Source organism: uncultured Solobacterium sp., assembly GCF_963517755.1.
In the GTDB taxonomy this organism is placed as follows: domain Bacteria; phylum Bacillota_I; class Bacilli_A; order Erysipelotrichales; family Erysipelotrichaceae; genus Bulleidia.
In genome coordinates this window covers 35,107-47,242 of sequence record NZ_CAUQGG010000006.1, presented here as the reverse complement: position 1 = coordinate 47,242, position 12,136 = coordinate 35,107, and the positions used below count along the sequence as shown (strand labels likewise).

The 12,136-nt window shown below is 36.1% G+C and carries 13 protein-coding genes; 9 read left to right on the top strand and 4 right to left on the bottom strand.

Annotated elements, in window-relative coordinates; translation table 11 throughout:
• The first annotated feature begins 1 nt into the window (after position 1).
• Complete coding sequence (locus RWM19_RS04925; protein ID WP_313984383.1) at positions 2 to 616, top strand: V-type ATP synthase subunit D; 615 nt, start codon at positions 2 to 4, stop codon at positions 614 to 616.
• 70 nt (positions 617 to 686) lie between these two features.
• Here the strand turns inward: RWM19_RS04925 and RWM19_RS04920 are convergent, their stop codons facing one another.
• Positions 687 to 1,934, bottom strand: a complete 1,248-nt coding sequence (locus RWM19_RS04920; protein WP_313984380.1) for a carbohydrate-binding domain-containing protein — start codon at positions 1,932 to 1,934, stop codon at positions 687 to 689.
• A 190-nt stretch (positions 1,935 to 2,124) separates the two neighbouring features.
• Between RWM19_RS04920 and RWM19_RS04915 the strand changes: the two genes are divergently transcribed.
• Genes RWM19_RS04915 through RWM19_RS04895 form a run of 5 tightly spaced genes read left to right on the top strand, consistent with a single transcriptional unit; the run spans position 2,125 to position 6,723 of the window.
• Positions 2,125 to 3,282: a RecX family transcriptional regulator gene (locus RWM19_RS04915; protein ID WP_313984377.1), complete on the top strand. Its 1,158-nt coding sequence runs from the start codon at positions 2,125 to 2,127 to the stop codon at positions 3,280 to 3,282.
• Positions 3,266 to 4,207: a 3'-5' exoribonuclease YhaM family protein gene (locus RWM19_RS04910; RefSeq protein WP_294024023.1), complete on the top strand. Its 942-nt coding sequence runs from the start codon at positions 3,266 to 3,268 to the stop codon at positions 4,205 to 4,207. Before RWM19_RS04915 ends, RWM19_RS04910 begins: the two co-directional genes overlap by 17 nt.
• A 2-nt stretch (positions 4,208 to 4,209) precedes the next feature.
• Positions 4,210 to 5,517 carry a MurT ligase domain-containing protein gene (locus RWM19_RS04905; RefSeq protein ID WP_313984373.1) on the top strand — a complete coding sequence of 436 codons (1,308 nt, stop codon included), beginning with the start codon at positions 4,210 to 4,212 and terminating at the stop codon, positions 5,515 to 5,517.
• A gap of 2 nt (positions 5,518 to 5,519) precedes the next feature.
• Entirely contained in the window at positions 5,520 to 6,251 is a 732-nt protein-coding gene (locus RWM19_RS04900; protein ID WP_313984370.1) for a glutamine amidotransferase, read from the top strand.
• 13 nt (positions 6,252 to 6,264) lie between these two features.
• Positions 6,265 to 6,723: a DUF6548 family protein gene (locus RWM19_RS04895; protein ID WP_313984367.1), complete on the top strand. Its 459-nt coding sequence runs from the start codon at positions 6,265 to 6,267 to the stop codon at positions 6,721 to 6,723.
• A 26-nt stretch (positions 6,724 to 6,749) separates the two neighbouring features.
• On the opposite strand, the gene RWM19_RS04890 is transcribed toward RWM19_RS04895, so the two are convergent.
• The 3 genes from RWM19_RS04890 to RWM19_RS04880 form a co-directional block, all read right to left on the bottom strand.
• Positions 6,750 to 7,148: an HIT family protein gene (locus RWM19_RS04890; RefSeq protein WP_313984364.1), complete on the bottom strand. Its 399-nt coding sequence runs from the start codon at positions 7,146 to 7,148 to the stop codon at positions 6,750 to 6,752.
• A gap of 62 nt (positions 7,149 to 7,210) precedes the next feature.
• Positions 7,211 to 8,092, bottom strand: coding sequence for a peptidyl-prolyl cis-trans isomerase (locus RWM19_RS04885; RefSeq protein WP_313984362.1), 882 nt, complete (start codon positions 8,090 to 8,092; stop codon positions 7,211 to 7,213).
• Positions 8,092 to 9,075 carry a peptidylprolyl isomerase gene (locus tag RWM19_RS04880; RefSeq protein WP_313984359.1) on the bottom strand — a complete coding sequence of 328 codons (984 nt, stop codon included), beginning with the start codon at positions 9,073 to 9,075 and terminating at the stop codon, positions 8,092 to 8,094. Before RWM19_RS04880 ends, RWM19_RS04885 begins: the two co-directional genes overlap by 1 nt.
• Before the next feature lie 188 nt (positions 9,076 to 9,263).
• Here RWM19_RS04880 and sufC point away from each other — a divergent pair, with 188 nt between their 5' ends.
• Genes sufC through RWM19_RS04865 form a run of 3 tightly spaced genes read left to right on the top strand, consistent with a single transcriptional unit; the run spans position 9,264 to position 12,123 of the window.
• Positions 9,264 to 10,106, top strand: a complete 843-nt coding sequence (sufC, locus tag RWM19_RS04875; protein ID WP_313984356.1) for a Fe-S cluster assembly ATPase SufC — start codon at positions 9,264 to 9,266, stop codon at positions 10,104 to 10,106.
• Positions 10,106 to 10,906 carry a SufD family Fe-S cluster assembly protein gene (locus RWM19_RS04870; protein WP_294026599.1) on the top strand — a complete coding sequence of 267 codons (801 nt, stop codon included), beginning with the start codon at positions 10,106 to 10,108 and terminating at the stop codon, positions 10,904 to 10,906. Before sufC ends, RWM19_RS04870 begins: the two co-directional genes overlap by 1 nt.
• Positions 10,903 to 12,123: a cysteine desulfurase gene (locus RWM19_RS04865; RefSeq protein ID WP_313984352.1), complete on the top strand. Its 1,221-nt coding sequence runs from the start codon at positions 10,903 to 10,905 to the stop codon at positions 12,121 to 12,123. The genes RWM19_RS04870 and RWM19_RS04865 overlap by 4 nt, the downstream gene beginning before the upstream one ends.
• Positions 12,124 to 12,136: the final 13 nt, after the last annotated feature.

Sequence of the window (12,136 nt, the reverse complement as noted above, 5' to 3'; positions counted from 1 at the left end):
TATGGCAACGCAGGCAGTTGCGACAAAGGGTAATCTTATCAAAGCCCGCAAATCCCTGGGTCTTGCTCAAAACGGCTTTGAATTAATGGATCGTAAGCGTAATATCTTGATTCGTGAAATGATGTCTCAAGTTGAGAAGGTAAAGATTCTACGTGAACAGATTACCAGTGCCTATCAAACTGGATACTACTTACTACAACAGGCAAACATGTCTAGTGGTATGATTACTGCTATCACAGAACAGATTAAAGTAGATGATTCAATCAAACTTACATATCGTAGTGTTATGGGTGTTGAAGTTCCTAATATTATCTACCACCAACCTGATAGTGTAGAAGTACCATACGGTCTAGAGGGTACATCGTCACGAATCGATGAAGCGTACATCCAATTTCAGAAAGTAAAACAGATTACATTAATATTGGCAGAAGTAGATAACTCTATCTATCGTCTCGCAAATGCAATCTCCAAAACACAGAAACGTGCAAATGCTTTAAAGAATGTTGTGATACCTCGTTATCAATCATCGATTAAAGAAATGACTGAATCTTTGGAAGAAAAAGAACGTGAAGAGTTCTCACGTATGAAAGTCATTAAAGCACAGAAAGAGAATTAGGGAAGGTCATATGACCTTCCTTTTCATATAAAAATCAACTCTATGTTTCCATAGAGTTGAATGTGTATGGTTATCTAGGACCACCAAATCCACCTTGACCTGGTTGTCCACCTGGGCCTTCGCCACCTTCCATCATGGAGTTGGTAATTGATGTGACTTGTGTTCCATTTACGATAACTGTTCCACCGTTTAATGAAGCAGTTAAATCGAAGTCGAATGCAAACTGTGCTGTGATATTGATATATCCACCATTGATCGTTAATGTTCCATTCGCATCAAGAGCATCTGTATCACCCTCAGCCATTGTAATATCTAGGTTACCACCATTGATTTCTAACTGTACATCATAGTTTGTGGCTTTTTCTGATGCGTTGATACCGTCATCTGTAGCGTAGATTTTGATTGTGCCATCGTTAATCTGTACGTAAGTACCTTCAATTCCTTCAACAGCATTGATAGCAAATGTACCTCCATCAATCTCTGTGATACTTGTACCTTGGATACCATCATCTTCGGAGTTGATTGTAAAGTTACCGCCAGCAATATATACATATCCTGTTGTTAAGTCATCTTCGTTTTCGGAATGGAAGCCATCTTTCATTGCGTTGATATTGAACGTTCCGTCTGCTACACGAATACTGTTAAGAGCTTTGAATCCATGCTTTATTGTGTTGACGTTGTAAATACCACCAGTAATCTTTAAGTCACTATTAGAAGCGACACCATTTGCGGATGAATCGATATTTAGGGTACCTAAACCATTAAGAGTAATATTTGTTTTTGCAAAGATCACTGCGTTAATGTCATTTCCATCGTCTTCAGTAAACTCACCAGTAACCTTTAGGTTATTTGTGGAATTTTGTGTTGTTGTCACATATACGTTTTTCGCATTGACTGCATATACAGTTGGCTTATTTGTATTTGTGATAGATACGTTATCAAATACAAGATGTACCTCCGCATCTGCAGAAGCGTTAACGATTACCGTGGAATTCTTTGCTGTACCGGTTATAACATAAGTACCGGGTGCATCGATAGTAACATCCTTACCATCTTCTAAAGTTATTTTCTTTGCGTTAGTTGTATCGACAGTCTGTGTAAGATCTGTTTGTGTAAACATATTTGATGTATCTAAGGGAGAATTCTTTGAATAGTTAAGAGTAGTATTCTTTCCTGTAGTCGTTGTTGTAGAAGTATTTGCAGTTGTAGTAGGTGTTATTGTCCCATTATCTGCTTGTTTGTTGCAACCGGCTACTGCTAAGCCAAGTGCTACGATTGGTACAATTGCTAATTTTTGATATAGTTTTGTGCCGTTCATTTCTGTAACCTCCTTTGGTTGTTCTTAATATATCGGTGAAATGTGAATAACATATGAACAAGTCGTGATGATTTTCTAAATATAAAATCTTTGTTAAGATTGGAAACTTATCTGTTTCGTTGTGATAGAGTAGTCAAAATAGTATAATTGTTACATATTGAAGAGTATTTTTTGATAGAAGGAGTTAGTAATGAGAATTGGATTTTTAACAAATGAATATCCATTTGACAAATTAAGTCAGATTTCATCCTTTTATCAATGGTTACAAGCAAAAAAGATAGATGTTATCGTGATTGCTTGCGATAGAGATAACTTCAATTATGATAAAAAATCTAAAGTTCTATTCTTGCCATTTAAAAATCTAAATGATGTGACGGAATTAGGAGAATTTCACTTTGATCTTCTACAAGCAACGTTTGAAGACCCACTCATTAATCTCTGTAAAGCACAGTTAAAACTTCCTGTATTTGGAAAAGAAATTCTTCAATGTAACTACGATGATATATTTAAAAAATATCAGGATACTTTGGAATCGTATTATATTTGCGGTGTAGACTTGCAGAAGAAATACGTAAAATTAGTGATACAATTAAATCCAACTTTATCAAAAGAAATCAAGGTAACGCTAGATGATTATGTTCAGTATGGATTAAGAAAGGGTATTACAATTACCAAAGAGCAGTTACGTAGCTTCGAAGAGCATATTGATTCTGAACAGTTATATCAAAGATGCTTACACAAGTTATCGCTAAAGGATAGAACGGTTTATGAGATGCGTAAATGGCTAAAAGAAACAGAACTTGCGGATTATCAAGAAGTGAATGTATTGATTGATAAGTTGATACAAAAAGGATATCTGGATGATGAAAAACTATGTAAGGAACAAATACAAGCATTATCAAATAGTTTATATGGTCCAAAGCAAATTCTCTCGAAGTTAAAACAACGTGGTGTAAAAGAGAATTGTATCCTTGCATGCATGGAACAATCTAAACTCAATGAATATGAATTTGCATTAGCATATGCCACAAAGGTTTTAAGACAAAGTCAGAAGTCATCAGTCATAAAAACGAAGAATACGATTCGTAATAAACTGATGACAAGAGGGTATTCTAACAGCACAATCGAAAATATTGTCTCAGAGTTAGATTATTCTGCTAATCAAGAAAATGAAGATGTACTATTAGAGAAGCTAGTGCGTAAAGCTATGAAACGGTATGAAAGAAAATATTGTGGATATGATTTGAAGACACGCATCTTTCGATATTGCTTAACACAAGGATTTCATAGCGAAGATATTAATACGGTGATGGATAGAATGGAGTGGAGTCATGACGAAGATAAATGAATTTGAAGTAGGCAAGAGATATGTTTTGCCACTATTAATAAAAGATGTAAAGAATGGCACAACGAATAAAGGTGCTCAATATCTATCTCTTGTTGTACAGGATAGTTCGGGTACTATTGATGGGAAGTTTTGGGATGTTAAACAAGAAGATAAAGATATTGTACATGTTGGTTTAGTTCAAGAAGTTAGTTTTGAAGTATTGGACTATAATCATAACTTACAGATACGTATCAATCGTATTCAACCGCTAGATCAATCAACATTGAATATGAGTGACTTTGTAATTTCGAGTACACAAAGTGAAGAAGAACGTAGTCATAAGCTTCATGAAATTTTAGATTCCATTCAGAATGAAGTCTATCGTAAGTTAGTAAAGGGAATGTTAATCCATTCTGGAAGAAAGTTTATTGAATATCCAGCAGCTTCGCAAATTCATCATAATTATTTAGGAGGTCTCAGTGAGCATTCTATAAGTATGGTTGAAGTGTGCCAGATGCTATGTAAACACTACCCACAATTAGACTATGATTTACTTGTTTCTGGGGCATTAATACATGATATTGGTAAGACAGCAGAGATGAGTGGAGCGATTGCGACGGAATATACATTAGAAGGAAAACTAGAAGGACATATTTCCATTGCGAATGGTTGGTTAACAGAGGTTGCCGCAAAGGAACATCTAGAAGATTGTGAAGAGACAATCATGTTACATCATATGATTCTCTCACATCATGGAAAGATGGAGTTTGGATCGCCAGTATTACCTAAACTACAAGAAGCTGAAGTTTTATATTTGGTAGATAATTTAGATGCACGTTTGAATATGTTAAGTCAGGCTTTCTCATCAATCAAGCCAGGTACATGGACACCAAAACTATTTGCGTTAGAAAATCGTCAATTCTATAAACCGAAAGGAAAGGAATAAACATGGATTTACGTTTAGTAGCAGTTCAAATTGTTCGTAAAGCATTAACTGCAGTAGGACGTGGTGGTTCCTTGCCAGGACGATTAGCACTAAAAATGGATTCTCATTTCATTGAGAAATTTCATATGCCTAAACATGTGATTCTTGTGACAGGGACAAACGGTAAGACAACTACATCAAACCTTATCGCAAAATCTATCATGCAAGCAGGTTTAAAGGTGATTAACAATAGTCGTGGTGATAACTTAAATGTTGGTATCGCTACATTACTAGCAGGTAACTCTGATGCAAATTTCAATGTACAAGCTGATGTAGCTGTTATTGAAGTTGATGAGTTAACATTATATCGTCAATTTAAGGCATTAAGACCTACAGCACTTGTAGTAAATAATTTCTTTCGCGATCAGTTAGATCGTGCAGGAGAGATGGAAACAATTATCCGTAAGATTGAAGAAGTAACGGAAAACTTTGAGGGAGATCTCATTATGAATGGAGATGACCCTAATGTAGTACGTATTGCGCAAAATGCAAAGAAAGCAAAAGTACACTACTTCTCTGTTGGACAGAATGAAGTATCACAAAAGACCACGAATGAAGCGAGTGAGGGTAAGTTCTGCCCACATTGTGGAGCACGCCTTGTCTATGATTATTACCAATATTCACATATTGGAAGATTTGCTTGTCCATCCTGCGGATTCGGAAAGATTACACCATATACATATGTATCTGAAATTGATTATCAAAACCAGACTTTCACAATAGATGGTGTGAAGTACCATTCCTTTATGAATACAATTTATGCAATCTATAATTGCGCAGTTGTATTAACCGTGATGCGTTTGTTAGGCTTAGATTTACAAGCAGCAAATACTGTATTTAAAACGTTTTCTATGAAGGAAGGGCGTAATGAGGTGTTTGCGCTCAGTAAGCCATCTGTATTAAATCTTATCAAAAATCCAACTGGTGCTAATGAAGTAATGAAGTATATTGTAAACCAAGAAGGTGATAAAAATATTGCTATCTTCTTGAATGATAATGACCAAGATGGTAGGGATATTAGTTGGATCTGGGATGCACATTTTGAAAGACTTAATAAAGAGAACATTCACACCATAGTATGTTCGGGAACACGCGCGTATGACATGGCTCTACGCTTGAAGTACGAAGGATTAGAAGACCATATTCAAGTTATTGAAAACTTCGAAGAAGCAATCAAATATTTAGATAAAGCAGATAGAGATAGTTATATTCTTTCTACATATACTGCCTTACATGTTGTGCGTGGTATCTTAAAGAAGGAGGCAAGATAATCATGGAATTAAAGATTTTGTGGATGTATCATGACCTCATGGACCTTTATGGAGATAAGGGTAATATTGAAACTTTACGCTATCGCGCAAGTAAGCGTGGTATTAATGTCGTTGTTGATACTTGTACATTACAAGAAAAAAGAAATATTGAAGATTATGATATCTTCTTCTTGGGTGGTGGAGCAGATAAAGAACAGACGCTTATCTATAAAGATTTGCTAGCACGTAAAGAATCTATCTTAAAAGCAAAAGAAAGTGGTACAGCATTCTTATTAATTTGTGGTGGATATCAATTATTTGGTCAATATTACTTAGACCAGGATGGTCAAAAGATTGATGGTTTGGGTATCTATGACTACTACACAGAAAGTAGTGACCGTGATCATCGCTGTATTGGTAATATTGTTGTAGAAGCGAATATTCATGACAAAGAGGTTACTGTTGTAGGATTTGAAAATCATGGTGGTCAAACAAAAGCCGTATCGAATCCATTTGGTAAGGTATTAGTTGGACATGGAAATACATACAAAGGTGAATATGAAGGTTATATGGATGCACAAACAATCGCAACCTACATGCATGGACCACTGTTACCAAAAAACCCAGCCATCGCTGATGAAGTCATTCTTCGTGGTTTAAATCGTAGATATACTGTAGAGAAACTAGAACCACTTCAAGATACACTAGAAAATGCAGCACATGATGCAATGTTAAAACGATTGAATGTAAAGTAATAATGGTGTGATTATGGATGAGAGTGTATTAGACTATTTAGAGTCTTATAAAAGATTAGATCAACTATGTAGAGATATGTTTAGAACCAAAGATGGTGTAACAGAATACATCAATCAAATGGATAGGGTAATATCTAGAATTAATTCGAAACAAGATTGGCGAAACTTCTATTCGAGATTAAAATATCAGCGTCGATTACGAAATAATCTAGTTCATAATACGGAATGCTCAGAATGTACGGAGGAAGATATTGATGAAGTCGAATACTTCTTCGAATTAATATTAAAACAAGAAGACCCTCTAGCATGCATTCGTAAACAACAAACATTGACTAGACATGCAGCGATACAAACATCTGATAGTAGTTCTATGAGAAGAGGATATCACTCGAAGAAATCTGGTATTGTTGAGTTCATCATATATATGATGGTTTTTGTAGCTATAATGGTGCTAATTCTTAGATATATTTAAATCATTGAGCATATTGAAAAGGGGCATTAGGCCCCTTTGATTGTCTTAAGTACTTCATCTAAGTCTTGTGGTTTTGATTTGTTGAATATGAATTGACATGCATCATGTTCGCTGTAGCGTGGAATAATATGGAAGTGCAGATGGTGTACTGTTTGTCCTGCTACTTCACCACAGTTATTTAGGATATTACATCCTTCAGCTTTTGTGGCATGAACAATTTTCTTAGACAAGTTAGAGATAACTTCAGCACACTGTTTTACGGTCTTTGTATCTGCCTCTAAGATGTTTGCAATATGTTTCTTCGGCATCACAATTGTATGACCGTAGGTTACCTGTGAGATATCAAGTATTGCTAAAACATTGTCATCTTCATAGACGACTTTTGAAGGGATCTTATGATCGATAATATCGCAGAAAATACACATATTAATTTCCTCTCATTTCTATATATCTATATTGTAAAAAAAGTCGCATGATTTTGCGACTTTTATTTCATATCTTGTACTAGAATATCTGGATACTTGTCCTTAACGGAGTCGTAGATAGTCTTATCATAGATGTGGAAGTTGTGCTTCTTGAAGAAGTATGTTGATGCATCTGCAGAAACCTGATTAATCTTCTGTAGTGCTGTATCCACATCATCCTTTATCTTTGAAGCATCGTTTTCATCAACCTTGATAACATAGAATTTCGCACCATCACTAGCAGGTGACTCTGTCCAAGGATCGCTTGGTTTATTTGAGGTGATGATAGTACGTACTAATGCATCTAAGTCGGATGATTCAGTTGTGTAAATCTGTGATACAGGAGTACCTGTTCCGTTGTGTGCTGTAGATACTGCAGCAAAATCAGTGTTACCACCTTTTAAGTCAGCTAACGCTGCATCAGCATCTGCTTGGGCAGTAAAGGTTAATACTGTAGCCTTTACTGGCTTGTATGTATCTACTAGAGAGTCGAAGTTCTCATCGATATATTTCTTTGTTAGTTCCTTAGCCTGAAGAGAAGGGATAAGGTATTCCTTCAGATATGATTCTTCATCCAAGTTGTTATTTTTCATATAGGAAGCAAATGTATCACCATACATAGACTTATAGTTTGCAAGGCTTTGTTCTGCTTCTTTTTGCATCTTATCTGTAACTTCAATTTCTGCTACAGCGATTGCTTTACTTGCTTCATTGACAGCAGTAGTAGCACCGGCGTTCTGCTTCATTAATGTGAATACATCACCCTTTGTAATATTCTTCTTGCCAATGGAGAAGATTACTTCATTACTATCTTTTAATTTTGCTACTGCATCACTACATCCAGTTAATCCAGATAAGAGGATAGCAGCACAAACAACGGCAGTAAGTTTTTTAAACTTTGTCATTATTTTGTTTCCTCACTTTCTGTCTTAATTCCCATAGCTTTCTTAATTGAACTTTCAAGTTCATCATTACCCTTGAAATCAATACCTAATTCTTCAGCTTTTGACCATAGTGCCTGATTTGAAAGAGTTGTATCGTAGTTTTGAACTAATGTTAAGTAAGGATTATCTCCAGCAACTTCTTCAAGCTTAGCTTGTGTTGTAGCATTCGCAATAATCTTGAAATAACCGAAGTTAGAAGAACGTACCCACTTACTTACTTCACCTTCGTTGAGGGCGAGGGATGCTTCTAAGAATGCAGCATCCAATGTAGATGTGTTCTTATCGATAACACCTAATACACCGCCGTTAACAGATGTTGATGTATCTTCACTATGCTTGGAAGCGACTGTAGCGAAATCATCACCAGCTGCTAATTCATCATCAACAGCTTTCATTCTAGCTGCTTCATCTTCTGTAGGTTCGGCAGTAGGGTTGTTTCTATCTGTAAACTTAATCAAGATATAAGATACTTGACGAATCTTTAATTCATCGAAATGCTGCTTTGCGTATTCAGCTGTTAACTGATTTACTTTTTGTTGTTGAATTAAGTATTCTTCTAAATCTGTATAACCAGTTGATGACATATCGCTGAGTAACTTAGCTTCATAGTTATTGCCATATGAGTTCTTGTAGTTAGCGATAATGGATTCAGCTTGCTTGGCAGCTGCGTCTTTAATTTCATTTGTTGTAGAAATACTAGCGTCTGCGATTGCACGTTTGAACAATGTTAATTCAGCACTTGAACCATTTGTTCTAAATAGTGTTTCGTAGAATTCAGAAGCAGTTGTATCGTTATCATCGATAGAATAAACGACATCTTCTCCGTTTGTTTGTTTACCTTTTAATTTTCCTTTGTTTGTATCGTAAATGTAATACACACTGATAGCGAGGAAGACTGCTACCACTAACATTACAAACCAGTTCTTTTTCAAGAATTTGCTCATAATACCTCCTAAAGTTTTATACTTAAAAACGCTTTTTAATTATAGTGTAAATGTTGCTTAATTGCAATTTCTGTAAACTGAAGTTTGTGTGAAGAATCACAAAATAAAAAAATTTCACAAATGAGATAGTGTAACCCCAAGAATTTATAAGATAATGTTACAATAGGTAGCGGAATGAAGGTGATTGTGTGAAAACTTTAGAGATTAGAGATCTTCACGTATCAGTAGAAGATAAAGAAATTTTAAAGGGTGTAAACCTTACAATTGGAGAAAATGAGGTACACGCCTTAATGGGACCAAATGGTAATGGTAAATCAACATTACTTGCGGCGATTATGGGTAATCCTGTATATACCGTAACAAAAGGTTCTATTACATATGATGGAAAAAATGTATTAGCAATGCCTGTAAATGAGAGAAGTGTTGCTGGTTTATTCTTAGCGATGCAATATCCGCAAGAGATTCCAGGTGTTACTAACAGTGATTTTTTACGTGCTGCGATGAACGTTCGTCGTGAGTCTCCGGTTCCATTATTTACATTTATTAAATCTATGGAAAAGACAATCCAAGATTTACAGATGAAAGAAGATCTAGCCCACCGCTTCTTAAATGAAGGCTTCTCTGGTGGTGAAAAGAAGAGAAATGAAATTGTACAGATGGAGATGTTACGTCCATCTCTTGCGATGTTAGATGAAATCGACTCAGGTTTAGACGTAGATGCAATGCATATTGTTGCAAATGCTATTAACAATCTACGTGCTGAAACGGGTATGTCATTAATGATTGTTTCTCACTATGATCGTTTCTTCGAATTAATTGAACCTCAATATACACACGTACTTGTAGATGGAAAAGTGGTACTTGAAGGAGATGGTCAGTTAGCTCGTAAGATTGATACAGACGGCTATGATTGGATTTACGCTGAATATGGTATTGAAGCACCTCGCGAAAAGAAGGCTGCTCATCGTCCAGCTAGTACAATTGGTAGTTGTGCTGTTCGTAATGCCGCAGAAGCAGAGGCTAAAAAGTAATGGAAATGATTCATGTCGATACAGATATTCAATTACATGATTCTTTTAGTCAATTTGAAATTGATACTGAGCGTGATATTGAATTAACTTTCAGTGCAGATGCGGGCGAATATGAAGTGTTTGTACGTATCAAAAACTGCGGTAAATTACGTATTCGTACATTTGCTTACGCTAATGCACAAGTTAAATATCTGTTCTGGAATGACAATGAGCATATGATTGAGATTGATGAGACACATGAAGTGTTACGCAATGCAAATGTCGAAGTTGCTCATTGTGAAGTGAACCCATATCCAGTGAAGCGTAATACATATATGGCTCTAAGAGAACCAGGTGCGTATGGTCATCTTGTGTCTTCGTCACTAGTCGCATCTGATAAAAACTACAAGCAGAATATCGTAAATTTTGCCCAACGTACATTAGCGAATATCGATAATTTCGCAGTTGTACTAAATGGCGGTAAATTATATATCGATGCGATAGGTAAGATTGTTAAGGGTGCTTCTCGCTCAGAAAGCCATCAGAAGTCACGCGTGATGTGTTTTGATGATGGACAAAGTTCTACAGTTATTCCTGAGTTATTGATTGATGAAAATGATGTACAGGCTAGCCATGCTTTAACGATTGGTAGAATTGACCGTGAACAGCTATACTATTTACAATCGCGTGGTCTAGATCAACGCCAATGTACGTCTTTGATTAGTTCTGGTTATATGTATCCGATCACTCAATTTTTAAGTGATGAAACACTCCAGCAAGAGCTCCGCGCAGAAATGGAGGCGAAGTTAGCAAACTTATGATTGATGTAGAAAAGATTCGTCAAGATTTTCCGATGATTGTAAATCATCCTGAGTTAATTTATTTTGACAATGGTGCGACAACATACAAACCGAAAGCTGTAATCGATGCTATCTGTAATTTCTATTGCAACTTCACTTCAAATGTTGAACGTGGTGATTATGAAACAGCAATTCAAGCTGATCGTGCATATGACAATACGCGTAAGATTATTGCTAGATTTATCAACTGCGAGCCTTGCGAAGTGGCGTTTACAGCGAATATTACTGCTACATTGAATCAGATAGCGTATGGACTAGGTAAGGGCTGGCTAAAGAAGGGTGATATTGTTTTAACAACGCTCAATGAACATGCTAGCAATCTTTTACCTTGGTTTCGTTTAGAAAAAGAATTGGGTATAGAAATTCAATATATTCCAGTTGATAACCATGGTGTGGTTATCATGGATGAATATAAAAAGTTATTAAATTCTCAGGTAAAGGTTGTTACACTTGCACACGTTACCAACGTAATGGGTGCATTACAACCAATTCAGCAGATGACAACTTTAGCACATGAAGTTGGCGCATTGATGGTTGTGGATGGAGCCCAAAGTGTTCCTCATCATCCAATCGATGTTAAGGCACTTGATGTCGATTTCTTAGGTTTTTCATCGCACAAGATGTGTGGACCGGATGGAGTAGGTGTTCTTTACGGTAAGTTTGAATTACTAGATCGTATGGAACCGTTATTGCTTGGTGGTGGCATGAATGCACGCTTTACTTCAGATGCTGATGTGATTCTGAAGAATGCGCCTATCAAGTTTGAAGCAGGTACCCCAAATATTGAAGGCGTTATTGGATTAGGTGCAGCTGCGGAGTATCTTATGTCTATTGGTATGGAAAATATCAGTGCATATGAAAAGGAACTTCGTGCATACTTTGCGGAAAAATTAAAAAAATTGGATAATATTGAGTTCTATAATCCTAATAATACTTCTGGACCTATCACATTTAATGCGAAGGGTGTATTTGCACAGGATGCGGCTGGCTATCTTGGTGCTAGTCACATTGCGGTACGCTCTGGTAATCATTGTGCCAAGGTTCTACATGAAGTAATTGGCACAGACCAGACAATTCGTGCATCGTTATATTTTTACAATACAAAAGAAGAAGTGGATCGTTTTATTGAAGTTGCAAAGAACATCAGTTTAGAAAATGCAGTTGGCATCTTCTTCTAAAGGAGTACAAACA

What these genes read in the sequence shown, in the direction of transcription:
- RWM19_RS04885 (WP_313984362.1), bottom strand. Translation starts at nt 8,092, where the DNA reads ATGACAAAGTTTAAAAAACTTACTGCCGTTGTTTGTGCTGCTATCCTC.
- RWM19_RS04865 (WP_313984352.1), top strand. Translation starts at nt 10,903, where the DNA reads ATGATTGATGTAGAAAAGATTCGTCAAGATTTTCCGATGATTGTAAAT.
- RWM19_RS04915 (WP_313984377.1), top strand. Translation starts at nt 2,125, where the DNA reads ATGAGAATTGGATTTTTAACAAATGAATATCCATTTGACAAATTAAGT.
- RWM19_RS04905 (WP_313984373.1), top strand. Translation starts at nt 4,210, where the DNA reads ATGGATTTACGTTTAGTAGCAGTTCAAATTGTTCGTAAAGCATTAACT.
- RWM19_RS04910 (WP_294024023.1), top strand. Translation starts at nt 3,266, where the DNA reads ATGACGAAGATAAATGAATTTGAAGTAGGCAAGAGATATGTTTTGCCA.
- RWM19_RS04895 (WP_313984367.1), top strand. Translation starts at nt 6,265, where the DNA reads ATGGATGAGAGTGTATTAGACTATTTAGAGTCTTATAAAAGATTAGAT.
- RWM19_RS04870 (WP_294026599.1), top strand. Translation starts at nt 10,106, where the DNA reads ATGGAAATGATTCATGTCGATACAGATATTCAATTACATGATTCTTTT.
- RWM19_RS04925 (WP_313984383.1), top strand. Translation starts at nt 2, where the DNA reads ATGGCAACGCAGGCAGTTGCGACAAAGGGTAATCTTATCAAAGCCCGC.
- RWM19_RS04880 (WP_313984359.1), bottom strand. Translation starts at nt 9,075, where the DNA reads ATGAGCAAATTCTTGAAAAAGAACTGGTTTGTAATGTTAGTGGTAGCA.
- RWM19_RS04890 (WP_313984364.1), bottom strand. Translation starts at nt 7,148, where the DNA reads ATGTGTATTTTCTGCGATATTATCGATCATAAGATCCCTTCAAAAGTC.
- RWM19_RS04900 (WP_313984370.1), top strand. Translation starts at nt 5,520, where the DNA reads ATGGAATTAAAGATTTTGTGGATGTATCATGACCTCATGGACCTTTAT.
- RWM19_RS04920 (WP_313984380.1), bottom strand. Translation starts at nt 1,934, where the DNA reads ATGAACGGCACAAAACTATATCAAAAATTAGCAATTGTACCAATCGTA.